At 45.7% G+C, this 23,496-nt stretch carries 23 protein-coding genes; 13 read left to right on the top strand and 10 right to left on the bottom strand.

What is annotated here, in order from left to right:
- The 4 genes from rsxC to E8M12_RS14230 form a co-directional block, all read right to left on the bottom strand.
- The coding region (gene rsxC / locus E8M12_RS14215) for an electron transport complex subunit RsxC (protein WP_136736933.1) at positions 1-1,831 on the bottom strand (1,831 nt) is incomplete at its 3' end.
- A 9-nt stretch (positions 1,832-1,840) separates the two neighbouring features.
- Positions 1,841-2,395, bottom strand: a complete 555-nt coding sequence (gene rsxB, locus E8M12_RS14220; RefSeq protein WP_136736934.1) for an electron transport complex subunit RsxB — start codon at positions 2,393-2,395, stop codon at positions 1,841-1,843.
- 2 nt (positions 2,396-2,397) lie between these two features.
- Positions 2,398-2,976, bottom strand: a complete 579-nt coding sequence (rsxA, locus tag E8M12_RS14225; protein WP_136736935.1) for an electron transport complex subunit RsxA — start codon at positions 2,974-2,976, stop codon at positions 2,398-2,400.
- A 273-nt stretch (positions 2,977-3,249) separates the two neighbouring features.
- Positions 3,250-5,157, bottom strand: coding sequence for an EAL domain-containing protein (locus E8M12_RS14230; RefSeq protein WP_136736936.1), 1,908 nt, complete (start codon positions 5,155-5,157; stop codon positions 3,250-3,252).
- 289 nt (positions 5,158-5,446) lie between these two features.
- Between E8M12_RS14230 and E8M12_RS14235 the strand changes: the two genes are divergently transcribed.
- From E8M12_RS14235 to E8M12_RS14250, 4 genes are all read left to right on the top strand, one after another.
- Positions 5,447-5,842 (top strand): diacylglycerol kinase, encoded by a 396-nt coding sequence (locus E8M12_RS14235; RefSeq protein ID WP_136736937.1) that lies wholly within the window; start codon positions 5,447-5,449, stop codon positions 5,840-5,842.
- A 57-nt stretch (positions 5,843-5,899) separates the two neighbouring features.
- A complete protein-coding gene (locus E8M12_RS14240; RefSeq protein WP_136736938.1) occupies positions 5,900-6,961 on the top strand; it encodes a CNNM domain-containing protein in 1,062 nt (353 codons plus the stop codon).
- A gap of 176 nt (positions 6,962-7,137) precedes the next feature.
- A complete protein-coding gene (locus tag E8M12_RS14245) occupies positions 7,138-8,988 on the top strand; it encodes a serine/threonine protein kinase (protein ID WP_136736939.1) in 1,851 nt (616 codons plus the stop codon).
- Between the two features lie 20 nt (positions 8,989-9,008).
- Positions 9,009-9,389 (top strand): VOC family protein, encoded by a 381-nt coding sequence (locus E8M12_RS14250; RefSeq protein ID WP_136736940.1) that lies wholly within the window; start codon positions 9,009-9,011, stop codon positions 9,387-9,389.
- Between the two features lie 116 nt (positions 9,390-9,505).
- Here E8M12_RS14250 and E8M12_RS14255 read toward each other — a convergent pair whose 3' ends face one another.
- The 3 genes from E8M12_RS14255 to E8M12_RS14265 all read right to left on the bottom strand — a co-directional run bounded on the left by E8M12_RS14255 (position 9,506) and on the right by E8M12_RS14265 (position 12,530).
- Positions 9,506-10,558, bottom strand: coding sequence for a patatin-like phospholipase family protein (locus tag E8M12_RS14255; RefSeq protein WP_136736941.1), 1,053 nt, complete (start codon positions 10,556-10,558; stop codon positions 9,506-9,508).
- A 102-nt stretch (positions 10,559-10,660) separates the two neighbouring features.
- Positions 10,661-11,071 (bottom strand): ACT domain-containing protein, encoded by a 411-nt coding sequence (locus E8M12_RS14260; RefSeq protein WP_136736942.1) that lies wholly within the window; start codon positions 11,069-11,071, stop codon positions 10,661-10,663.
- Positions 11,072-11,183: 112 nt separating this feature from the next.
- The gene (locus E8M12_RS14265; RefSeq protein WP_136736943.1) at positions 11,184-12,530 is read right to left on the bottom strand and encodes an anti-phage deoxyguanosine triphosphatase; all 1,347 of its coding nucleotides are present in this window, start codon (positions 12,528-12,530) and stop codon (positions 11,184-11,186) included.
- A gap of 201 nt (positions 12,531-12,731) precedes the next feature.
- On the opposite strand from E8M12_RS14265, the gene E8M12_RS14270 reads away from it, so the two are divergent.
- On the top strand, positions 12,732-13,154 hold the full coding sequence (locus tag E8M12_RS14270; protein WP_136736944.1) for a hypothetical protein: 423 nt from the start codon (positions 12,732-12,734) through the stop codon (positions 13,152-13,154).
- Positions 13,155-13,354: 200 nt separating this feature from the next.
- Here the strand turns inward: E8M12_RS14270 and cmoB are convergent, their stop codons facing one another.
- On the bottom strand, positions 13,355-14,314 hold the full coding sequence (cmoB, locus tag E8M12_RS14275; protein ID WP_136736945.1) for a tRNA 5-methoxyuridine(34)/uridine 5-oxyacetic acid(34) synthase CmoB: 960 nt from the start codon (positions 14,312-14,314) through the stop codon (positions 13,355-13,357).
- 15 nt (positions 14,315-14,329) lie between these two features.
- Complete coding sequence (gene cmoA, locus E8M12_RS14280) at positions 14,330-15,076, bottom strand: carboxy-S-adenosyl-L-methionine synthase CmoA (RefSeq protein WP_136736946.1); 747 nt, start codon at positions 15,074-15,076, stop codon at positions 14,330-14,332.
- 270 nt (positions 15,077-15,346) lie between these two features.
- Between cmoA and aspS the strand changes: the two genes are divergently transcribed.
- The 4 genes from aspS (at position 15,347) to ruvB (ending at position 19,643) form a co-directional block, all read left to right on the top strand.
- Positions 15,347-17,128 (top strand): aspartate--tRNA ligase, encoded by a 1,782-nt coding sequence (gene aspS / locus E8M12_RS14285; RefSeq protein WP_136736947.1) that lies wholly within the window; start codon positions 15,347-15,349, stop codon positions 17,126-17,128.
- Between the two features lie 124 nt (positions 17,129-17,252).
- On the top strand, positions 17,253-17,780 hold the full coding sequence (ruvC, locus tag E8M12_RS14290) for a crossover junction endodeoxyribonuclease RuvC (RefSeq protein ID WP_136736948.1): 528 nt from the start codon (positions 17,253-17,255) through the stop codon (positions 17,778-17,780).
- Positions 17,781-17,958: 178 nt separating this feature from the next.
- A complete protein-coding gene (gene ruvA, locus E8M12_RS14295) occupies positions 17,959-18,585 on the top strand; it encodes a Holliday junction branch migration protein RuvA (protein ID WP_136736949.1) in 627 nt (208 codons plus the stop codon).
- Positions 18,586-18,632: 47 nt separating this feature from the next.
- Entirely contained in the window at positions 18,633-19,643 is a 1,011-nt protein-coding gene (ruvB, locus tag E8M12_RS14300) for a Holliday junction branch migration DNA helicase RuvB (protein WP_136736950.1), read from the top strand.
- A 52-nt stretch (positions 19,644-19,695) separates the two neighbouring features.
- Here ruvB and E8M12_RS14305 read toward each other — a convergent pair whose 3' ends face one another.
- Positions 19,696-20,097, bottom strand: a complete 402-nt coding sequence (locus E8M12_RS14305; protein WP_136736951.1) for an MAPEG family protein — start codon at positions 20,095-20,097, stop codon at positions 19,696-19,698.
- A 231-nt stretch (positions 20,098-20,328) separates the two neighbouring features.
- On the opposite strand from E8M12_RS14305, the gene E8M12_RS14310 reads away from it, so the two are divergent.
- The 4 genes from E8M12_RS14310 (at position 20,329) to E8M12_RS14325 (ending at position 23,494) form a co-directional block, all read left to right on the top strand.
- The gene (locus E8M12_RS14310; protein ID WP_136736952.1) at positions 20,329-20,937 is read left to right on the top strand and encodes an energy transducer TonB; all 609 of its coding nucleotides are present in this window, start codon (positions 20,329-20,331) and stop codon (positions 20,935-20,937) included.
- A 251-nt stretch (positions 20,938-21,188) separates the two neighbouring features.
- On the top strand, positions 21,189-21,737 hold the full coding sequence (locus E8M12_RS14315; protein ID WP_246034162.1) for an energy transducer TonB: 549 nt from the start codon (positions 21,189-21,191) through the stop codon (positions 21,735-21,737).
- Between the two features lie 372 nt (positions 21,738-22,109).
- On the top strand, positions 22,110-22,775 hold the full coding sequence (locus E8M12_RS14320) for a sigma-70 family RNA polymerase sigma factor (protein WP_136736954.1): 666 nt from the start codon (positions 22,110-22,112) through the stop codon (positions 22,773-22,775).
- Positions 22,772-23,494, top strand: coding sequence for a hypothetical protein (locus tag E8M12_RS14325; RefSeq protein ID WP_136736955.1), 723 nt, complete (start codon positions 22,772-22,774; stop codon positions 23,492-23,494). The genes E8M12_RS14320 and E8M12_RS14325 overlap by 4 nt, the downstream gene beginning before the upstream one ends.
- The last annotated feature ends 2 nt before the right edge of the window (positions 23,495-23,496 follow it).

Consider the following 23,496-nt stretch of genomic DNA (forward strand, 5'->3'; position numbering starts at 1 on the left):
CTTTTTTCGCTTTAATACGCGCTAAGGCAGCAGCTTTGGCGTCGACCTTGTTATTGGTTTCCGCCTTTGAGTCAATGTTACTTTTAGCACCTTGACTACTGGCATCAGCGTCAGAGTTTTCATTGTCAGCCGTTTGTTGCTGATCATTAGGTCGTTGGAAGCGACTATTATCGGCTTGTTGTTCCGATTTTTTCTGAGCGGCCAGTCGTTTAGCCTTGGCTCTTGCGATCGCCGCTGCCGCCGTGCTTTTCACCGAAGATGAAGTCGAATCGTCCTGACCTGGATCGCTCGCATCTTGTTGCGCTTTTTTCGCTTTCACCCGGGCCAGTGCCGCAGCAACTGCATCCGATGCTCCCGGACTTGCGGCTTTGCTGCGTCGCGCTTCGGCAGCCAGGCGTTGTTTTTCTTCGCGGGCAATTTTTTCTTTTTCGAGACGTTTTTTGCGGGCCTCAAAACGAAGTTTGGCTTTTTCTGCTTTGGCTTCCTGTACCTTTTTGGCGCGAATTTCAGCTTTCGCGACTCGGTAATACTGGACCAGTGGAATATGACTCGGGCAGACATAGGCACAGGCACCACAATCGATACAATCAGACAGATTGAGTGCTTCAAGTTGGTCATAATCCCGTGCTTTGGCGCTCCATTGCAGCTCCTGCGGTAACAGGTTACTGGGACACACCTCGGCGCATTGACCGCAGCGAATGCATTCGATTTCTTTGTTTCCCGGGGCAATTTCGCTATCGGTCGGAGCCAGGATACAGTTGGTGATCTTCACCACTGGTACCTGCAACGATGGCAGGCTAAAGCCCATCATCGGCCCGCCCATGATAATGCGCGGTTGCCCGGGATTCTGATAGCCGCATTGTTCGACCAGATGGCGAATCTCGGTACCCAATAAGGCCCAGACGTTCTGTGGTTTCTTTAACGCCGTACCAGTGACCGTAACCACCCGCCGTATTAATGGAATATCATGGATTATCGCTTCGGCGATGGCGAATACAGTGGCGACGTTTTGCATGACGACGCCAAGGTCAAAGGGCAGGGAACCGCTTGGCACTTCCTGACCAATCAGCGCCTTGATTAATTGTTTTTCACCACCGGTTGGGTATTTCGTTGGCAGCACACATACTCGGACTTTTTCCAGGTGTGCGGTGACCGTTTTCAGGGCTTTAATGGCTTCTGGCTTGTTATCTTCAATACCAATGAGGATATATTCGGGCTCAAGCATGTAATCGAGAATCCCGATACCGTCGGCAATTGTTGCGGCATGCTCACGCATTAGCAGGTCATCGGCAGTGATATAAGGTTCACATTCCGCCGCATTGATGATCAGATACTTGATGCCAGCCTGGTTATTGACTTTCACATTGGTCGGGAAACCTGCGCCACCCATCCCGGCAATACCCGCTTCAGCAATCTTAGAGACCAGTTCGGTTTTCGATAACTGATGATAATCCGGATTAATTTTACGAGGCTGCCACTTATCTTCGCCATCGGGTTCAATAATCAGGCACAACTCGGCCATAGCAGATGGATGGGCAATGGTCGCTTTGCGAATATCGACGATGGTACCAGACGTTGGCGCATGAACCGGTACTGTCATCGGTGTTGCAATCGCCGTTAAAGGTTGTCCTTTAAGGACCTTATCGCCCGGTTTGACAAGGATATCTGCGACATGGCCAATATGCTGTTGTACCGGCAAAATCAATCGTTTTGGCAACGGCAATGGACGAATCGGCTTATCGTTACTCAGGAATTTTTGCTGAGGCGGATGGATGCCTCCGGTAAACGACCAGAATTTATTGTTATCAATACGTTCGATGACAGATTCCATGACTACCTCTTAATCTATCTGAACGACTTCAATGGTATTCAAATCCCATTGCCAGTTCTGTAGTGTCTGCTTCACCGGGACCATTTCGATACAGTCTACCGGACACGGGTCAACGCATAGGTCACAACCTGTGCACTCATCGGTCAATACTGTATGCATTTGTTTCGCTGCACCGGTAATCGCATCTACCGGACAGGCCTGAATACACTTGGTACAGCCGATACAATCTTCTTCGATAATAAATGCCACTTTTGGCGTGTTGTCCTGTTCGTGACTATCGTCCATCGGGATGGCATCAACTCCCATCAAATCGGCAATGCGTTTGATCGTATCATCACCACCCGGCGCGCATTTATTGATGGCATCACCATTGGCAACCGCTTCGGCGTAGGGTTTACACCCAGGATAACCACACTGGCCACACTGGGTCTGAGGTAGCAGGGCGTCGATTTGTTCAACCAGGGGATCCCCTTCAACTTTAAACCTGACCGAGGCATAGCCAAGCAGGGCACCAAAAATCAGGGCGATAAGACCAAATATTAACAGGGCGATGACAATACTCATGGTTATTTCACCAACCCGGTAAAGCCCATAAAGGCCAGTGACATAAGGCCTGCGGTGATCATCGCAATCGCTGCGCCCTGAAACGGTTTAGGGACATCGGCATTCGCCAGTCGTTCCCGCATCGCCGAAAACAGAATCAGCACCAATGAAAAACCAACCGCAGCGCCGAATCCATAAACGATGGATTGAAAGAAGTTATGCTGCTCGTAAAGATTGAGGAGGGCAACACCCAGCACCGCACAATTGGTAGTAATCAGGGGTAGGAAAATACCTAGTAGTCGATACAAACTGGCACTGGTTTTATGGACCACCATTTCGGTAAATTGCACAACCACGGCAATTACCAGGATAAAACCCATGGTGGTCAGGTATTCGAGACCAAAGGGTTTGAGCAGGTACGTAGAGAATAAATAACTGAGAAGTGATGCCAGCGTTAATACAAATGTAGTCGCTAATGACATGCCGATGGCGGTCTCGGTTTTAGAAGATACCCCCATAAAAGGGCACAAGCCGAGGAACTTTACCAGCACGAAGTTGTTAACTAATACAGTGCCAACCAAAAGTAATAGATAATCAGTCATTTATCATAAATACATCGAAAAATTACCTTTATTATCCTTGTTTATCTGTGATTTAACAACTCGTAGTTTGTGGGGTTATTTTAGTTGCTGAAATAATGAGCAGGGAATGGTGAAGATTTGTATTATTGGTGAGATGAACAGCAAGCCAATTTAAAAATCAAGGGGTCAGAGTCACAGACTCTGCCCCCTTGATTTATCGGCTGAGATATCCTGTCGTGGCAGGATATGACGAAACTTATTGAAGCGGATATCTTACAGCTTATATCTTTCAGCTTAGATCCCTTCCGGCTTCCCGATATAGTAACCCTGACAGCCATCAACCAGTATTTCATCGAAAGCATGCTTCTCTTCCTGGGTCTCAACCCCTTCAGCCAGCACTTTAATACTCATTCGGTGCGCCAGGTCGATCATCAGGCGTAGGAAGTATTGGTTGTTCTTGTCGTTTTCAATATCACGGGTATAGCTACCGTCCATTTTGACATAATCTGGTGACAATTCACGGAAAAATTTAAACGATGTGATACCCACCCCGAAGTGTTCAACACAGACTTTAGCTCCGGCGCGATGTACCATATTGATAAAGTAAATACTGTCTTTGACATTTTGCTGCAGTCCGAATTCACTAACCTCGAACACCAGCCGTGAACAAATATCTTTATCCCTTAACAGGCGTCTTTCCAGCCAGATCATAAAGTGTTCATCATGGATAGAGCGCGAACTCAGGTTAATACCAAACGATTGCTCGGTGAGGTTTTTATTACGAATCTCCGACAACACTTTTTCAATCACCAGGCGATCGATTAAGATAATTTTGTCGAGCTTCTCTGCCATCGCAATAAATGACGCTGTCGGCATTTGTTCGCCCGATGTATTGGTAAAGCGAGCCAGAACCTCATGGTAAATCTTGTTGTTACGCGCATTAGGCTGAATCAATTGGGTTAGCAGGGAAACGTTCTGATGTTCGATAACATAGTCAATCTCTTTGCCCCAGCTCTGGCTGCCGTAGCCAACCGCGGCGGATTGTTCCATTTCCTCGTAGGACTGAATATACCAGGAGTTTTTATGTTTGGTTTCAGCAATACTGATAGCCGTATCCGCCAAAGCCAATAGCTCGCCAAGCGGCCTTTGCACTTCAAAGTTTACAATACCCGTGTAGGCAACCGAGTCGATATCTGCGAGAACCTGATACTCATTGAATAAACCGGTTAACTCATCCGCATAACTTTGTGACGCTTTCAGGGTAACGTTAGGGATAAAGGTGGCGAAGTCTGAACCGTTGAGGCGGAATAATGACGCACCTTCAACGTTTTGAATCTGTTTGCGCAGAATGTTCGCTACCTGGCACAGATAGCGGTCACCTTCCTGATAACCGTGAACTTTGTTGATGACTCTTAGCTCAGTACAACGGGTAATAAACAGAACACCAAAGCCACTGCCGCGGGTGTGCTTGGCATAAGCGTTAAAAAATTCAGCAAAACTGTTGCGGTTTGATAAACCGGTAAGCGGGTCGACATAAGCGGTTTGCTTTAACGCTTCGGTGCTGGTTAGTTTGGTGGCGATAAACTCTTTTAACTGTTGGATAACCCGGTTAACTTCGCTGAATGCACTGGGTAACTGGAATTGTTCGATATCCTGCTGATTATCAATTGCCAGTTTAATTTCATCGGCAATCGCCTGGGCGATTTTTTCCGATGCCTTGTTATTGGCAATGGTGGTCATTTTGCTGGTAAGTAAGGTTCCGGCAATGACCATGAAAATGGTGACCGCAAGAATAAACAGGCTCAGGGCATTAAACCAGGAAAACAGATGATCCTGATTGAGGGTATAAAGAACCCTTGCTTGTAGAGGCTTGGCATTGACCTGTATTGGTTTTTCAGCATGTATCAGGGTGGCCAGGTAGGCATAGTTAACCGGTTTTCTATCGTATGAATCGACCACCTTTCCTGAGGCGTCTTTAACCTCAAGTGAGTCGTATTCATATGATTTCATTAACAGCTGGCTAAATTCATTGGCCTGTTCGCCGGTAAAGTTTTCGGCGTGTGACAGAATTTGTTGGCGGTGTGTGTCATGTTGGTGGTCAACATAAGTCTTCAGGCCAGTCACCCCCAGGATAAAAAAACCGGACAGGAAGACGATGGCAAAAACGATGTTTTTGACCAGGATTTTAGAAACCGTTGTCATTCGAAAGCGTTCCCCAATATTATTTTTTGCATTCCCTTGATGAACAATCAATATGCGCAGACTGGTATATTATTTATACGATAAGTTTATTGTTGCCACAATGCAATATACAAAGCGCAATTAAGCGGATATCGCCTTGATTTCAGGTGGGTAAAAACTAATAGCGAATAACCTGATGGGTTTGCTGAGGGGAAAAATCAGGGAATCATCCTATTTACTGTCAGGTATTTAACTAAGCTTTTATTTTATCTACAATAAACGTTTCCACTTATCTTCAGGTATTCGAATAATGACAATACCCAGCGAGCCCGTCGCTAAACCCAATGGTCAGGGATTAATGCGAATTTATCGGGCGTTTGTTTGCTCGATGCAAGGTTTTAGAGATGTCTTTAAATACGAAGCGGCATTTCGTCAGGAACTGCTACTGGTGGTGATCTTATTACCCATTAGTTTTTTTATTGCCTCATCGATCGAATCCTGGCTGGCGTTGGTGTTTAGCCTGGTCTTCGTGCTTTTTGCCGAACTGATAAACTCGGCGCTGGAGGCGTTGGCAGATAAGGTCTGTATCGAACACGATCCGTTAATCGGTCGTTGTAAAGACATCGGCTCGGCTTTGGTGTTTGTCGCCTTTGCCTGGTTGATCTTACTTTGGGGCGTGAACCTGTATCAGTTTATACTGTCTTAACACACTAAATTTAAGGAGATATCCATTGACCATTGACGAATTAACGGCAGGGTGTAAATGACGCTATTAATTGTCTATTTGTGTATCGCGATTGGTGTGTCGTTCCTGTGCTCAATTCTTGAAGCGGTTTTATTATCCATAACCCCGAGTTATGTTGCTGAAGTGCAGCAAAATAAATCCCGCGGGCATCAGCAGCTTACCCAGGTAAAGCAGCAGCTTGACCAGTCAATTTCCAGCATCCTGATATTAAATACGTTTGCGCACACGATGGGAGCGGCGGGTGTAGGTTCACAGGCAATCCAGGTGTTCGGGGAGAAATGGGAAACCCTGATTGCCTTCCTGTTAACCCTGGCCATTTTATATTTCTCGGAAATCATTCCTAAAACCATTGGTGCACATTACTGGCGTGCATTGGCCATTCCTGCTTCGGTGATTATCAACTTTTTAGTAAAGCTGGTTTATCCCCTGGTATGGCTATCCGGATTTTTGACTCGCATGTTTAGTGGCACGAAACAACCAGAAATCTCCCGCGAAGAAGTCCTGGCGATAACCTCTCTTGGCCAAAAGGGCGGTACCATAGCTAGCCAGGAAAGCCAGCTGGTTCAAAATATTCTGATGTTAAGGGAAGCGAAAGCTGCAGATATCTTAACCCCGCGCAGCGTGGTTCATGCGCTAAGCGAAGACTGTACGGTCGCCGAGGCACTGGCCGCTCCGCAAACTGAATTTTTTACCCGGATCCCAGTGTTCGAAGAGAGCATCGATAATATTACCGGCATTATCATTAAGAACCAGCTCTATGAATCTGAACGCCAGGGCAAGGCGGATACTAAGTTAAAAGAGCTGGCATCGCCCGTGCATCGAATCTCCCAGAGTTTCCCGGTGTTGAATTTACTTGATGTGTTCATTAAACGTCAGGAGCACTTGTTCCTGGTGGAAGACCATTTTGGTCAGACTGCAGGCATTGTAACGCTGGAAGACGCGATTGAGACAATACTGGGCCGTGAAATTGTTGATGAAACCGACTCGGTGGAAGATTTACAAAAACTGGCTAAATCCCGTTATCGCAGTCGTTTAAAGTCGAAATTTAATAAGGTGAATGATCCTGAATCGGATGAGTAGTAGCAATTCCATTAAGTTTTTGCACAACTCAGGCTCAGGCTAATTTGCAACATAGAATTCATTAATATAGTCATGCTATATGAATGAAATTGGTATAAAGCTTGGCTTGCTGGTGGTGATTGATTTAAAGTGATTCAGTCTACTTTTTCTCAAAACTCAGGCAGTAAGGTTTCAGGTTGAAGCAAAACACAGCGAAAAAAAAACTCCAGCATTTTTATATTGCCGAAGAGCAATCGATTTATTTGCTCAGCCACAAGGATGCGGAAAAGCTCAAACAGTGGATTGAACTGTGTAAGAGCCAGTTGCGGGAAATGGGTTTTAACAACATAGAGCTTCTTGGTAAAGGTGCGTATGGGTTTGTGTTTTGCGGTGAAAATGCCGGCGGCGAGCACCAGGTTTTTAAATTTTCACGTATCACCTTACCTCAACATGTTCAGGACCGACTCGCCGATGAAGCCCTGATGCAGGGCACGATTGACCACCCAAACATTCCGCAGCTCATCGAATATCGAAAAATCAAACGCCAGTCGATTTTACAAATGCGTCGGGCGCCGGGTGTCGATATGGAAGTTTACTCGCATCAGCATGGGCCATTGCCTCCGGAATTGGTGGTAACGCTTGCCATTCAACTGATGAAAATTCTCCAATATCTGAAAGACCCCCAAAACCATCAACAACAAAAACTTATTGTCCATGGCGATATCAAACCGTCAAACCTGGTGTTTGATCCTATTACCGAAAAAATCCAGCTAATCGACTGGGGATCGTCAGTTTGGGCTCAGGTTGATAATTATGGCCAGTCTACCGCGTCGAATGTGATGGACCTGATGAGTGACGACTTACAACACACCAATGCGCGGATGGGCGATGTGTATTTTATCGGAGAAGAACAACTTAATGGCGGGTTGTCCTCGCCCCGGTTTGACGAGCAGGGGATGGCTGCCACTTTGTATGCGCTGGCGTCAGGACAGTCATGCCGCTACGGTTATAAGGTGATTACCGCCAGCTCCCTGGGATTGCCGAAGGTATTGGGAAAATCTTTAGATGCGATGCTTGGTGATGATGCAGATTTAAGGCGCAAGGCTGGTGACTACCTGTTCTCCCAATTGCCTTTATTGGAAAGGTTAGTCCTGAATCCAAACCCTAAGGTTAACCTAATCAAATCGGTGATCCCGGTTTGGGTTAAACCGAAAGTGGCGGAAATGGACACCGTGGTTTATGGCTCGCGAAAATCGTTTTTACGGGAGTCTTCCGAGCGCGATAAACTGGTCGATATCGACGACATTCAACTGGAAAAATATTATAAGAACTTTCTGGTTGGGATGGGCGCTACCGAAAAAGCATTCATTGCTGCAGTAAGTCGCCTGGCACGTTATCCGGTGGTTGGCGGCCTGGCGATTCGTTGGGAGAAAGAGGGCGTTTATGTTGACTCCAACCTGACCTTATTTGATCAATCACTGGAAACCGCATTTAAATCCGCGGTCAATAATATGGTTACCCTGGCACAGGGGATCTTTCGCATCGGGATATTTAAGTCCTGTCTGTTTGATGCTCGTAATACCTTGCACATCGAACGAAAAAGCGTGTCTCAGCCTTTCAAAGCCGCGCCTGAGCAGTTTATTCCGTTTGAAGTCAGTAACCTCGACGAGGTTGATAAACCGTCGCGACTGCATTCCTATTTTGAAGATGGTAAAGATCCGGATGAATACCTGCGGTTACCAGATAAAATCATGGCGGTGCTGACGCGATTAAACAAAATTCATCATACTGGTTGTATTATTTTCGAGGTCCTGGATACCCACTTAAAAATCCATAGTTATCTGATGTTGCTTAATCATGCTAAACGCGATGAATTTGCCCAGTGTCTGCAGGAAATAATCGAACTATTGCCGACCATAAAAGGTTTAGGTATCTCCGGGTTTATGAAGCTACCCTATAAAGACACGCGTTTTTTTGAACATATTAATCAACTTCCGGATAAGTTTTATCCGAAAAATCCAAAGCAGCATGACATCGAAATCTACTAATTGACACGATTAAGAGGGCAATGATGAATAACAATATTACCGAAATGGCCTGGTTAGATTTAACCGTTCAGAATGCAGAGGAAGTTCGCGATTTTTATCAGCAGGTTATCGGTTGGGAAGTGGAAGCCTGTTCCATGGGCGAGTACGATGATTATGCGATGAATAATCCCGTTAACGATTCGCCTCAGGCCGGTATTTGCCATGCTCGTGGCGTCAATGCCGATTTGCCACCCGTATGGATGCCTTATTTTCTGGTCGCCGATATGGATGCATCCATTGCATCAGTTACCGCCAAAGGCGGCAAGCTGCTGACCGAGGTTAAATCCATGGGCGGTGACGACAAGTATGTGGTTATTAAAGACCCGGCTGGTGCCGTGTGTGCGCTCTACTACAAGAAATAGCCGCTCGGGCTATTTCTTGAGCTGCAAGCGGTAAGCTTTAAGCGTTAAGAAAGGTTGTCGCTGTCTATCTTAAAATCAAGGGGTCAGAGTCTGTGACTCTGACCCCTTGATTTTTATTACCAGGCGAGGGGTTTGACTCGCTCAATATCTTGTTTGTGCAGAAAGTCGTCCAGGCTTTGTGCTAACTGCTCGGTTGCGCTGAGCACCGTTTGCCAGTTTTTAATCCGTTCGGGTGCCGGAAAGTCAGTGAAATCTTTGCGATCCGGAATTTTCTGATGTGGCAAACTGGCAATGAATTCTGCCGATGGCACCAGCATTATCACGTTGTCGTAATGCTTTTTGTCGACAAACCGGTTTAAGGATTTATCGAACCAGCCGGCTTTCGGTACCGGACTAAAATGCGGATAAAGAATCAAACCCTGCTGATTTTCCAGTTCGAGATCAAAATGATAATCAACAATGCCACCATCCCGGTACATGCCTTTCGGCGAGTCAGCGATATTTCTAATGCCCTGCATAACGACCGGAATTGAACCACTGGCTAACAGTGCATCGAGAGTATTGTTTTCGGTTAATGGCAGATAGCTGGTCTCAAACTGATACGGATCCTTTATCGTCAGGTTACTTTCTGGGTGATGGTAAATGACTCGCTGGAACTGATGTTTGAGTAGCCTTCGATCGATGCGGTTAAGTCCATAACTGGTTACCAGGCCAAGCATTTGCAGCGCTTTATTCTCGAACTGGGTTAAGCCATGGCAACGACAGGTAACAAAGTGAGCTTTATAAACCGGGTTAGTGATAATTTGCTCAATACCATTCTCACCAAAGACGGCTGACATCAAGTCGTACGCTTTTGAAGTGATCTCCTTAGCATCGGCTTTTTCTGAGTACACGGTTTGTGAATAGTTTTCTGCAAGCCTTGTGATGCCGGCGACCGGATCGGATTGCGAAAGGGCAGCAAAGCGAAATGCGCCCGCTGACGAGCCGATTAAATTTAATTCAGATGTCCGGTCCTTAAAAAGTTCACCGAAGATGTATTTGTCCAGACCAAACAGGGAAAACCACTTAGGACCACCACTGGCACCAATCATGGTCGAAATTAATTGTTGCGAGAATCCTTGTTGTTGGAGAGTGGCAAGCGCGTTTTTGCCGGCGTAGATATCTAACACGGAATTTCAGCTTCCTGGCGAAAATAAGGCTTTATTGTAAAGCCTGTTTTGCGGTGTGCAAGGGCTAGCAAATCCCTTTCGATGTTAAATTAAGCAGTTAGCTTAACAAGGACTCGGTTCTCGGCTTAATTGCTGGAGTACCTGCAATGCTTGTTCAGCGTTTTCTTTGGGTACAAACACATGATCATGAAAGTAGGCGGCAACCACATTGGCACTGATGTTATGTTGCGCCAGGGCGTTGGAGATTGCTGCCGTCAGGCCTACCGCTTCTAAACTGGAATGCACCGTCATGGTTATTTGGCTGAATACTCCTTCATAGCCAATCCCGGCATGATCGGCTTTGGTTTGTTCGAGGATTAGGGTTAGCCCTTCGGCTTCCTGAAAGCACGCCAGGGGATTTAATGTCAGATAATCCGCAATATCACCTGTTACCGTGACGAATACGTAATCGGCTGGTTGACGTTCAGGCTTCATGCTGGCAATCAATTGGGCTAAATCGGTTATCGCATTCAAGGTGAATTCCTTTTTTGAAATTGTGAATGGTAAAGTCAATGCTCGAACATAGAGGATCTAACGCAAGTTTACTTCCACCCCCCACCTTCGACTTCCACCTTACGCTTGCAGCCTACACACAATGCTTCTCATTGACACCACTGGCATTAGCGATGAACAAATTATTATAAACCCGGGTGGCAAATTCATCGGTCATGCCACTTAGGTAGTCGGCAATTACCCGGTTCGGGTTCTGACCATCGTCGGCGACTTTTTGCCAGCGGCGACGAGTTGATTCTGGTAATAATCGCTCAGGATCGCTGGCAAAGGCTTCAAACAGTTCCATCACAATCTGTTGGCCTTTATATTCCAGGCGCTGGATATCGGTTTGTTTAATCACAAATCGATAGACAAAATCTTTTAACAAACCGAGAACGGTCGCAGGTGCGGCGGATAATTTTGCGTTGTAGCGCAATAAATCTTCGCTAAAATCGGTGCCTTGGGTGGTGTTCAAATCTACCAGGGCGATGGAAGTGATCAGATAGTTGACCAGAGAACCTATGGCATCTTTTTGCAGATGATGCTGCTGGCTGAATAGTTTTTCGGTCAACGCCTGATAATGATCCTGAACCCAGGCATCATCGATTTCAGCCAGGGGTTTGGTGACATACTCTTCAAATAAATGCCTGGATACCACACCGGTGACAATCGCATCTTCTAAATCATGAACACCATAGGCGATATCATCCGCCAGTTCCATCATGGAACAATCTAACGACTTAAACTGTGTCTTGCGATGATCATTGTCCCGGGCAATGCTGCTTTGGAACCGTTCTCTGTCAGAATAGGACAGGGGCTCCAGTACCCAGTACAGCATATCCAGGTCGTCCTCATATATGCCTTTTGGCGGATGCCAGTCACTAGCTTTTAATTGTCGGTAGTTATTGGGGAGCGTTAAAGGATACGAGGATTGTAAATGTTGCAGAGTCTGTGGGTATTTTAAAAAGCCCAGTAATGTCCGGCGGGTTAAATCCATGCCGTAGGATTCCGTATAGGGTTCCAGCTTGCTGACAATTCGAAATGTCTGGCCATTACCCTCAAAGCCACCGTCTTTGTGCATCATAAAGTTCAGCGCAACCTCACCGCCATGACCAAAAGGTGGGTGGCCGATATCGTGAGCCAGGCAAATGGCTTCAATCAGGGCATCATCGTTGGGAAATAATTTTTCTGCCAGTTCACTGTATTTGTTTCTTAACTGGGCGCTGATGCCTGAGCCAATTTGCGCCGCTTCTAGGGAATGAGTTAACCGGGTACGATAAAAATCACTGACACCGACACCCATTACCTGGGTTTTGGCCTGCAGGCGACGAAATGCGGCAGAGTGAAGAATGCGAGCTCTGTCCCGTTGAAACGGTGAGCGATGATCCTGAATACGAGTAGAGTTTGGTGAAAATTTACGTTGTAACCAGTTTTCGTTCATAAAAGCGCGCAATTCCTGTTCATTTGTGTCTATGATTACTCTATTTTCAATGATGAACAAGTAAAAATATTTAACAGTCGTTATACCAATCACATTAAGTTTGTGCACAACTCAGAGTTAGGGCAGAGTTTCATTTACAACATAGATTTCATTGATATAGTCATTTTATATTAATGAAAGGTATTAGGTCTCAGGCACGCCATGTTTATTAACCTCACCATCATTTTTGCCTGGTTGCCGGCTCTGGCCCTGCTGGCCGCGGCGGTAATATCCCTGGTTAACTTCCTGATCGGGGGGCTATCCGGTGAACCAGTAAAAATGGCTTCGCAATCGCCATTGCAGGCAGGGATATTTATCTTCTGGCTATTCTCTGTGGTATGTAGTTTCTGGGCAATGTGTTCGGTTTGCTTTGGCCTGAAGATGAGTTTTTTATGGCGGCTGATAGCCTTGATAATCGGAACTTTGGCTTACCTTATACCATTCGCATTTTTCCTGCCATTAATTGCCAGCTTTTCTTTGCAAGGATTGATGACAGTGCTACTCAGCCTGTTAGCACTGTCCGCATTGATTCATCTTATTCATGTGGTTTTGCATATTCGCTTAATTATCGGAGCTGATAATTAAGCGACATTAAGGCTTCAGGTTTCAGGTCTCAGGCTTCGGAGGGCCAACGGCCTTGCTTAATCTCCCGTCATTTCCAGCCGCGACTGGAAATCTCAGGCAATAGCATTTGTTAAGAGATCTCCTTTTACAAGGAGATGACGGAATTTGAAGTTAGAGAATAGCGGCAACTTATTACTTCCACCTTCCTCTTCCGTCTCCTTTTACGCTTCAGCGATAAAAATCGCTCGCAGTGGTGCCGGATAACCCTCAATGGTTTTATTACTGTCCTTTGGATCAAGGAAATCCTGCAAGGATTCGGTATCCATCCAATCGGTTTTACGTTGTTCTTCAAAGGCGGTCTGGTCGGTATTGACCATGCGGACATTTTTAAAGCCCAGGCGTCGCATCCAGAACATCAGCGCGTCAGCGCTTGGAATAAACCAGACATTGCGCATTTTTGCATAGCGTTCACCTGGCACCAGTACCGTTTGTTCATCGCCTTCAACCACTAAGGTTTCCAGAACCAACTCGCCACCGGGTCGAAGTTGCGCTTTTAACTGCTGTAAAAAATCGATTGGTGATTTACGATGATACAGTACTCCCATTGAGAACACGGTATCAAAGGTTTTCAGGGCCGGAAGATCGTCGACACCGAGCGGCAATAAATTTACCTTGGGATCTTTAATGAAGTGTTGAATAGCCTGAAACTGCATTAAAAATAACTGGGTAGGGTCAATGCCGACAACAAACTCCGCACCTTCGCCACGCATCCGCCATAAATGATAACCACTACCACAGCCAATATCTAAAACCGTGCGCCCCTGTAGCGGGCTGATATGAGGCAGCAAGCGATCCCATTTAAAATCCGAGCGCCATTCCGTATCTATGTGCAGGCCATGAATATGAAACGGACCTTTTCGCCAGGGTTTAAAGTTTTTAAGCAAGGCTTCTATACGTTTGCGTTGGCCTTCAGGAATATCGTCGGCAGCACCGACCGTGACACTGTCTTTTAAATCCAGGGTTGAATACTCGGTAGCAGGCAAGGCTTCTAAGGTTTTTAACCATTTTCCGTATTCGCCATGCAAATGGTTTTTCTGCCATTGTTCAAGCTGAGCGGGCAGGGTGGTTAGCCAGTGACTTAACTGGTTTGTAGCAATTTGTTGATAAAAGGTATTAAACATATTGATTTTATGAGGTTATTTAATGGCGACTAAAGAGAAAAAATTAAAGCACTGAAACCAGGGGGTAGCGTGGGAAAAACCCGCTTGTTGCAATCGTTGAAGATGATTACTCAGGTGATCCGGCTTCATCACATTTTCGATAGCAGAGCGCTTTTGTGCAATTTCCAGTTCGCTGTAACCGTTGGCCCGTTTAAAGTCGTGGTGTAATTCATTCAGTAACTCTTTACACACAGGGTCTTGATCATAAATCTTTTCAGAAAGTATGAATAAACCACCAGGGACCAGGGCCTTAGAAATATTCTCGATTAACTGCGCACGCTTTTCCGGGGCGATAAATTGTAAGGTAAAATTCAATACAATGACTGAGGCATTTTCCATCGGTTCGGTGAGAATATCACCAAGTTTCACCTCGCAAGGAGTATCCCCTTTAAACGCATTGATATGAATTTTGCAGCGATCCACCATATCTTCGGAGTTATCGATGGCAATGATTTTACAATCTTTGGCTTGGATACTGCGACGCATGGCTAGGCTAGCTGCGCCCAAAGAGCAGCCTAAATCATAAATATTGGTATTGTCTTTGGCATAACGACCGGCGAGGTTACCGATGGTATCGATAATGGTGTTATAGCCTGGTACCGAACGTTTGATCATGTCGGGAAATACTTCAACGACCTGAGCATCGAATTGAAAATCTGCGACTTTTACCTGTGGCTTTGAATATATGAGGTCTGTATCTTGTTGAGGATCTTTTATGGACATCGGCTACGCCCTGTTGCAGGTGATGGCCTTATTTTATCTTAAATACCTGAGATATTAAAAGTTAACGACGAAAAAGCGGCAAAATTAACGGCAATAACCCGAATCGGTATTTTTTATCTACCCTGATTGCCAATTCGGGTGACATCCAGCGGGTTTTCCTTATAATGTCGGCTTTACTATTTTTCAGGCATTGATGATCGCGTCGGTGCCACTATGATCCCGCTATAATAAACGCGGGTTCAAGCTTTTTACTATCGGGAACAGTCAATAATGCGTAGCGTATATTGTGGTGAGGTAAATGAATCTCACATTGGTCAGGAAGTCACACTTTGTGGTTGGGTAAACCGTCGCCGTGATCTCGGCGCAGTAATCTTTTTAGATTTGCGGGATCGTGAAGGTATCGTGCAGGTCGTTTACGATCCGGATTTCCCTGAAGTACTGGAAAAAGCCAACACGCTACGTAATGAATTCTGTGTTCAGGTGAAAGGTAAGGTTCGCGCTCGCCCGGAAGGCCAGGTAAATAAAGACATGGCAACCGGTGCGATTGAAGTATTAGGTCTTGAGCTGAATATTTTAAATAAAGCGGCGCCATTACCACTGACCTTAGATGATCATCAGAAGAACTCTGAAGAACAGCGCTTAAAGTATCGTTACCTGGACTTACGTCGTCCGGAAATGACTGAGCGCCTGCGTTTTCGTGCAAAAGTTACCTCGGCGGTTCGTGAATCGTTAGAAGCTCAGGGCTTCATGGATATCGAAACACCAATTCTTACCGCAGCAACCCCAGAGGGCGCGCGCGATTATTTGGTACCGAGTCGTACTCACAAAGGTAACTTTTTCGCATTACCACAGTCGCCACAGTTGTTTAAGCAATTGCTGATGATGTCTGGTATGGAGCGCTACTACCAAATCGTTAAATGTTTCCGTGATGAAGATTTGCGTGCTGATCGTCAGCCAGAGTTTACCCAAATCGATATCGAAACCTCATTCATGACCGCTGATCAGGTGATGGAAGTTACCGAAACCATGATCCGTGATTTGTTCACCAAGTTACTGAATGTTGATTTGGGCGACTTCCCACGCATGTCTTATGCTGAAGCGATGACTCGTTACGGTTCGGACAAGCCAGATTTACGTAACCCACTAGAACTGGTTGATGTTGCCGATATACTAAAAGATGTTGAGTTTAAAGTATTCTCTGGTCCTGCCAATGATGAAAAGGGCCGGGTAGCAGTTATTTGTGTACCAGGTGGAGCTGAGAAGTTCTCTCGCAAGAACATTGATGAATACGGTAAGTTCGTTGGTATCTACGGTGCTAAAGGTTTAGCCTGGATGAAGGTTAATGACCGCGCTGCTGGCATGGAAGGTATTCAATCGCCAATCCTGAAGTTCTTACCGGAAGATGTGGTAAATGGTTTGCTTGAGCGCACCAACGCACAAAGCGGTGATATCATTTTCTTCGGTGCCGATAACTACACGGTAGTTACGGAAGCGATGGGCGCACTGCGTCTGAAGCTTGGCGAAGACTTGGATATTGTTAGCGATGAATGGAAACCACTGTGGGTGGTTGACTTCCCAATGTTTGAAGAAGTAGATGGTCACATGCACGCGTTGCACCATCCGTTCACTGCACCTTCGGAATTAACAGCAGAAGAGCTGGAAGCTAATCCGATCGGCGCGCTTTCAAACGCTTATGATATGGTTTTGAATGGTTGTGAATTAGGTGGTGGTTCGGTTCGTATCCACGACCAGGCAATGCAGGCGGCAGTTTTCCGTATCCTGGGTATCAGTGATGAAGAAGCCGAAGAGAAGTTTGGCTTCTTACTTGAAGCTTTGCGCTACGGTACTCCGCCACATGCGGGTCTGGCTTTTGGCCTCGACCGTCTGGTGATGCTAATGACTGGTGCTACGTCAATTCGCGATGTAATGGCATTCCCGAAAACCACCACTGCGGCATGTCCACTAACCAATGCACCGGGTAAAGCAAACCCAGCGCAATTGGCCGAACTTGGTGTTGAGATTGTTGCCCAAGAGCAAAAATCGGAAGAATAATTCAGCTTCAGGCCTTGAGCCTGGTAACTGAAACCATGAGCAAACCAGAAGAGGATTCAAGTTTTATTTGACTCTGCTTCTGGTTTCTTTATGTTAGAAACATACTAATTATTAAAACCAATCCATGAGCATTATCTTAGGCATCGATCCCGGTTCCAGAATTACCGGCTATGGCATCATTGAAAAAAAAGGCCGTGCCTTTAATTACCTGGGCAGCGGTTGTATTAAAACCCTGGCAGCCGGCGATGACCAATCCGGACGGTTACAAATTATTTTTTCTGGCGTTTCCGAACTCATCATTCAGTACAAACCGGATTTATTTGCCATTGAGCAGGTGTTCATGGGACTCAACCCCTCAGGTGCGTTAAAGCTAGGCCAGGCTCGCGGAGCAGCGATGGTTGCTGCTACCAATAATAATTTGCCGGTCGCAGAATACTCTGCCCGCCAGATTAAACAGTCGGTGGTCGGAACCGGTGCGGCAGATAAGACCCAGGTCCAGCACATGGTTGCCTCTATTTTAAAACTTCCTGGCACTCCCCAGGCCGATGCAGCAGATGCCCTGGCAGTAGCGATTTGTCATGCGCACAGTTATGACTCTCTGGCGAAAATGGCAGGGCAGGCATCAAAAACCGTGCGCGGCCGTTTGCGTTAAGAGCATTTCCACCATTCCCACACAAATAAAACTTTTTCCAAACAAAAATTGACATTACTGTATAAATATATAGTATTTGAATTATTAACTAAGCAACCGGTATCGATGACTGTTCATAGTCACATCTCCCATTTCCAGGGATATACCGCTGCGCAATAAACAGGGTGAGGAAGGCAAAGTGATAGGAAGATTAAGAGGCACCGTGGTTGATAAGCAGCCACCGGAAATTTTGATTGAATGTGGCGGTGTAGGATATGAAGTCACACTCCCTATGACCAGCTTTTATCATTTACCTAAGCTCGATGAAGAAGCCATTATTTATACTCACTTTGCCGTGCGTGAGGATGCCCAGCAATTATATGGCTTTGCCAATGTCACGGAACGAAAGCTATTTAGGTTACTGATCAAAGTTAACGGTGTCGGGCCCAAGCTGGCACTGGCAATCCTTTCCAATATGTCGGCCTCGCAATTCGTACATTGTGTGCAGATTGATGATGTCGCCACCATCGTAAAAATTCCGGGGGTCGGTAAGAAAACCGCTGAGCGTTTACTGATTGAAATGCGCGATCGCCTGAAAGATTGGGGGCAGGATATTTCGACACCAACGGCAGACGAATTTTCCTTGCAGGGTGAAGACCTTGGTTCGACATTTGTTACGGTTACTAACGAAAAAGATGATGCTATCACGGCATTGGTGTCTCTGGGTTATAAACAGAATCAGGCTGAAAAAGCGGTTTCCGGCGTCCATCAGGATGGCATGAGTTCGGAAGAGTTGATTCGTGATGCCCTGAAATCTATGTTATAACTCGCGTATAGACTGTTAAAAAACTAATTAATGATTGAACCACAAAGATGATAGAAGCGGATCGTTTAATACAACCAACTTCCACAACCCGAGAAGAAGAAACCATCGACCGGGCAATTCGCCCGAAAATGCTGGCTGACTACACTGGTCAGGACCATGTCAAAGAGCAGATGGAAATCTTTATCGAGGCGGCGAAAAAGCGTAGTGAACCGCTCGACCATTTGCTGATTTTTGGCCCTCCGGGGCTGGGTAAAACCACGTTAGCAAATATCGTTGCCAATGAAATGGGGGTAAATATTCGGACTACCTCCGGACCGGTATTGGAAAAAGCTGGTGACTTGGCGGCGCTGTTAACCAACCTCGAAGAGAATGATGTACTGTTTATCGACGAAATTCATCGATTAAGTCCCATGGTTGAAGAGGTGTTATATCCGGCGATGGAAGATTACCAGCTGGATATCATGATAGGTGAGGGGCCGGCTGCTCGTTCGATTAAATTGGATTTGCCACCGTTTACATTAATTGGTGCCACGACCCGTGCCGGCGCGCTGACTTCTCCGCTTCGGGACCGCTTTGGTATTGTTCAGCGCCTGGAGTTTTACAAGGTTGAAGACTTAACCGACATTATTGCTCGCAGCGCCCATTTTTTGAATGTTGAGCTGGATAACGAAGGTGCAATTGAAGTCGCCCGTCGCTCCCGGGGTACACCACGTATCGCCAACCGCTTATTGCGTCGGGTTCGCGATTTTGCCGAAGTCAAAAATGACGGCACTGCCGATCAGACAATAGCGTCAAAAGCATTAAACATGTTGGAAGTGGACAGCGAAGGTTTTGATTTAATGGACCGCAAATTGCTGCTTGCCATTATCGACAAATTTATGGGCGGTCCGGTTGGCCTGGATAATATTGCCGCGGCTATCGGTGAGGAGCGCGATACCATTGAAGATGTGATTGAGCCTTTCCTGATTCAACAAGGATTTTTGCAGCGTACACCACGCGGACGTATGGTAACGGAGCGTGCTTATCTGCACTTTGGGCTGGATAAGCCGGAACGTTAATGTAATCGATAGAATCAAGGCACGACATTTGTTTTCGTGCCTTTTTTTATGCCTACGCGGCGAGCAGTATATTGGCGATATTCATTACTGCCAGGGCCAGGATAACCAGGAACGTACCTAAAACACCGGTAAACCGTTGCCAGCTGATTCCTGCTGTTTTGCCAACACCAATAGCGTGCAGGAATCGACAGGTTACCAAAGCTCCTCCCAGAACATGTAATAGCATTAACGAACCTTGATTAAATTCCAACACAGCAAACATAATCATCGCTAAAGGGACGTACTCGGAAAAATTACCATGTACCCGAATCGCTTTTTGCAACTCTTTATTATTTCCGTCTCCCAATCCGATTTGTAAGCGTCGCCTCAGGCCAATGACTTTAAAGCTCAATGCGATGTGCAATAACGCTAAAATTCCCGCGTAGAAGCCGGTAATTACTAATGAATGTTCCATTGTTTTGTCCTGTTTATTTTTATCTGTAGCTTATCAGATGAGGCGATGATCTTTTCATCGTAAAATTGGGTATAACCTAGTGTACTGCAAACAAAAGTTGACGAAAAGACATCTAGATAAACAATCGTTCGACTTGCGCAAAACACCACCAACAAACAACTATAATTAATCCGAGTCAGGTAGTTAGAGGTAGTAGGCTTGCATGCTAATTTTCCCGTAAAAGGAGGAGGGGTGAAATTCTTCGTCGCAATTATTGCCGGGGCTTTTGTCTCACTGGGTCTTATTGCCATGATGGCTGCGTTAGTTGCATCAGATGATATCTACGTTGAAGAAGTTGACGACTACACCATAATCGAATTGACAGAACCTCGTAAGGACAGTCGGCCCGTTCATATAAAGAGAGTCCTGGAGCCTCCCCCCGAACCGGTGCAAAAACCCTCAGGGATCTCAACCGTCCGAGCAGAGCCGGCAAAAGCCTCTACCAGTATTGAACAAGTCGAAATGCCAGGTATTGCAGTTAGCAGCAACTTCGAATCACAGGAATTTGTGATGGACTTGCCGCAAGATACCGGTGCAACACCGATTTATCGTACATTACCTCGATACCCGATAAGCGCTGCCCGGCAGAAAATTCGTGGTTGGGTGAAATTAAGATTTTCTATTAATACCGAAGGGTTTCCAGAAGACATAGAGGTCATTGAATCGCAACCTGAAGAAATTTTTGATCAGGCAGCCGTCGATGCTCTCGCGCGCTGGAAGTACCGACCTAAAATGGAAAGCGGCCAACCGGTGAAGCAGGAAAACCTTAGTGTTCGCATCGACTTTGGCAAAAAGAATTAGGCAAGTATGCCACTTCATTCCGGCACCTGAATTGCTTACTTTTCCCGTTATCACACCAGTCTGAAATAATTTCCAGTTAATTAACCCCTTTTCAAAACATCAAACGTTTCATTAGCAGGACAATAAGGAATATTGTCAGTGATCACACCTCAATCATTTATCAATAACGAAAATAGTGAGGCAGGCTAATGACTCGGTTAATCAACATAATCTTTTTTGCAGCGCTTATAAGTTTTGGGTTATTTGCGTTTATGGCAACCTTAGTCAAAGACAAAGGTAACTTTACATTTAAACCGACAAATTTTGTGCCCATAGAATTTACGGAAAAATCGCAAGACAGCAAGGTTCAGGAAAAAGCAAAGCTGAATCCGCCACCAGAGCCTAAACCGGTGCCGCTACCGCCTCAACGAGTAACGGCGTTAACGTCAAGTGAGACCGATGTGACTATTAATGTTCCAGGCCCCCAAATAACCTTGGTAAACGAGGGGCCTGAAATATTGGGGCCGGGAATGGGCGGCGAAGCCAGACCTATTGTCAGGGTAAGTCCCCAATATCCTATTGTCGCTGCCAGAGATGGTATCACTGGCTGGGTGCAATTAGCGTTTTCCATTAATGAAAGTGGTGGCGTGACCGACATCGAGGTGATTGACTCGTCGCCGAAACGAACATTTGATAAGGCTGCGATTAAAGCATTAAAACGCTGGAAATATAAGCCAAAAATGGTAGATGGCAAGGCGTTCAAACAAACAGGGTTATCGGTACAATTGGATTTTAATATCGACCAGGAAACTGGTTCGTAAACGCAATTGATGTATGATGATAGCATGCTAGATGCTATCGTCCATAATACCAATCACATTAAATTATTGCTCACTCAGTGAGAATTTAAAGGCTTATAGACAAGGCTTTGATTGCAGAGAATGGTCGTTCCATTGTCAAAATCAGTAACGCAGGATAAACGCCTTTAAAACTCACCCGTAGGGAGTTTATCAGAGGCTCATTTACGGCCCTATATTTCATTAATATAGAATGACTATATCAATGAAATCTATGTTGTAAATGAATCTCTGCCCTAACTCTGAGTTGTGCACAAACTTAATTTGATTGGTATATCCAAATAAAACGTTCCGGTTTCAGGAATCAATGAGCCATAAACCCAAAAGGATGTAACTTTGACGAAGATATCTTCACTCATCAAAGGTTGGTTAAATCCGGCATTAGATGCAGAGCAGCAAATGCTGGCTTACTCACACAATCCTGAACCGGCGTTGTTAAACCCCCTGGTCGAGCAATTTAGTGATGATCTATATCACTTCCTTCTGGCTCAATCGGACGTGGCAATGGCTGAGGAAATCCTGCAGCTAACCTGGTTGAAAGTAATGGAAAAACGTCAAGGGTTCACTGAGGGAAACAGCGTAAAAAGCTGGCTGTTCACTATCGCACGGAATACGTTAATCGATGAATTGCGTCGCAGTCAGCGTTGGGATTTCAGTGATATCGATGATGCACAGAATGCCAGCTTTGCAGAGCAATGTTCGTTGTCACATAAGTCGGTAGAACAGTTGCATAATGATCGTGAACAACAAAAGCTGTCAGATGAATCATTCAGGGCGTTAATACATTCGTTACCACTGGCACAACGTGAAGCGATTGTCTTGCAACTCGAAGGGTTTTCCATTGTGGATATCGCAATCATTACCTCTGAAAAAACAGAAACCATTAAATCCAGATTGCGCTACGCCCGGCAAAGTTTGAAAAAGCAATTCGAACGTATCAACGACAATCAATGTAGGGATAATCATTATGTGCCCGTATCGGGTCAGGAGTATTTGTCATGAGTGCTAATCATTCAGAGTTCGAGCATTCTCTGCAATCTGCTTATCAGAGATACAAAGCAAAACATCGCCTTGATGCGGCAAGCAAAGAAAGAATAATGGCGCGCATCGAATCGACAACCGATGCGCATCAATTGCAGCATGGTTATCTGAGTCGGTATCGTCGTTTTAGTTATATCAAGCCAGCCATCATTTCTTGCATTGCGCTAGTGCTAATCCTGCCTTTGTTTAATGTTTTAAAAGAACAGACAGAGCGGATTAAACCCGGACAAAGTAGCGTCGTTGACGTTACTTATGAAGAGAATCTAATCGCGACAAATTCAGAACAACCGGTCAGGCTGGCCCTTACACTGCCGCCGTTACCGATGAATGGTGTACCCGATATATCGTTTTCAGAAGTAGCCACCAGTACACCTGAACAGAAGTTGCTGAGTTTTAACCAACTTGTCGAAAACCTAAAACAAGAGGCGCAATCGGCAACTCAGCTTGTGGGGCTGGATTTTGCCGATGAAATACGTCAGGGGCGCTTGGTACAGCTTGATGGTGACTGGTTTATTGAATTTTGTAATGAGCAACGGCAGTTGTTGCGCAGCGGTGTGATTGAACAATCTTTATTAGCGTCCAAAGCTGCTGACCAGAGCAATATGACGTTTGATGTGTATTCCAATCAAAATGGCGTTATTGCATTACTTCAGAATACACAACCTTTAATGTGTGATTAACA

The organism is Thalassotalea mangrovi, from assembly GCF_005116735.1.
Taxonomy (GTDB): domain Bacteria; phylum Pseudomonadota; class Gammaproteobacteria; order Enterobacterales; family Alteromonadaceae; genus Thalassotalea_A; species Thalassotalea_A mangrovi.

Bases quoted from the DNA above. Each gene is read 5' to 3' on its own strand.
- E8M12_RS14235 (WP_136736937.1), top strand. From the start codon at position 5,447: ATGACAATACCCAGCGAGCCCGTCGCTAAACCCAATGGTCAGGGATTA.
- E8M12_RS14270 (WP_136736944.1), top strand. From the start codon at position 12,732: ATGTTTATTAACCTCACCATCATTTTTGCCTGGTTGCCGGCTCTGGCC.
- E8M12_RS14315 (WP_246034162.1), top strand. From the start codon at position 21,189: ATGGCAACCTTAGTCAAAGACAAAGGTAACTTTACATTTAAACCGACA.
- aspS (WP_136736947.1), top strand. From the start codon at position 15,347: ATGCGTAGCGTATATTGTGGTGAGGTAAATGAATCTCACATTGGTCAG.
- rsxB (WP_136736934.1), bottom strand. From the start codon at position 2,395: ATGAGTATTGTCATCGCCCTGTTAATATTTGGTCTTATCGCCCTGATT.
- E8M12_RS14265 (WP_136736943.1), bottom strand. From the start codon at position 12,530: ATGAACGAAAACTGGTTACAACGTAAATTTTCACCAAACTCTACTCGT.
- E8M12_RS14230 (WP_136736936.1), bottom strand. From the start codon at position 5,157: ATGACAACGGTTTCTAAAATCCTGGTCAAAAACATCGTTTTTGCCATC.
- cmoA (WP_136736946.1), bottom strand. From the start codon at position 15,076: ATGTCCATAAAAGATCCTCAACAAGATACAGACCTCATATATTCAAAG.
- E8M12_RS14325 (WP_136736955.1), top strand. From the start codon at position 22,772: ATGAGTGCTAATCATTCAGAGTTCGAGCATTCTCTGCAATCTGCTTAT.
- cmoB (WP_136736945.1), bottom strand. From the start codon at position 14,314: ATGTTTAATACCTTTTATCAACAAATTGCTACAAACCAGTTAAGTCAC.
- ruvB (WP_136736950.1), top strand. From the start codon at position 18,633: ATGATAGAAGCGGATCGTTTAATACAACCAACTTCCACAACCCGAGAA.
- E8M12_RS14250 (WP_136736940.1), top strand. From the start codon at position 9,009: ATGATGAATAACAATATTACCGAAATGGCCTGGTTAGATTTAACCGTT.
- rsxA (WP_136736935.1), bottom strand. From the start codon at position 2,976: ATGACTGATTATCTATTACTTTTGGTTGGCACTGTATTAGTTAACAAC.
- E8M12_RS14305 (WP_136736951.1), bottom strand. From the start codon at position 20,097: ATGGAACATTCATTAGTAATTACCGGCTTCTACGCGGGAATTTTAGCG.
- ruvC (WP_136736948.1), top strand. From the start codon at position 17,253: ATGAGCATTATCTTAGGCATCGATCCCGGTTCCAGAATTACCGGCTAT.
- E8M12_RS14240 (WP_136736938.1), top strand. From the start codon at position 5,900: ATGACGCTATTAATTGTCTATTTGTGTATCGCGATTGGTGTGTCGTTC.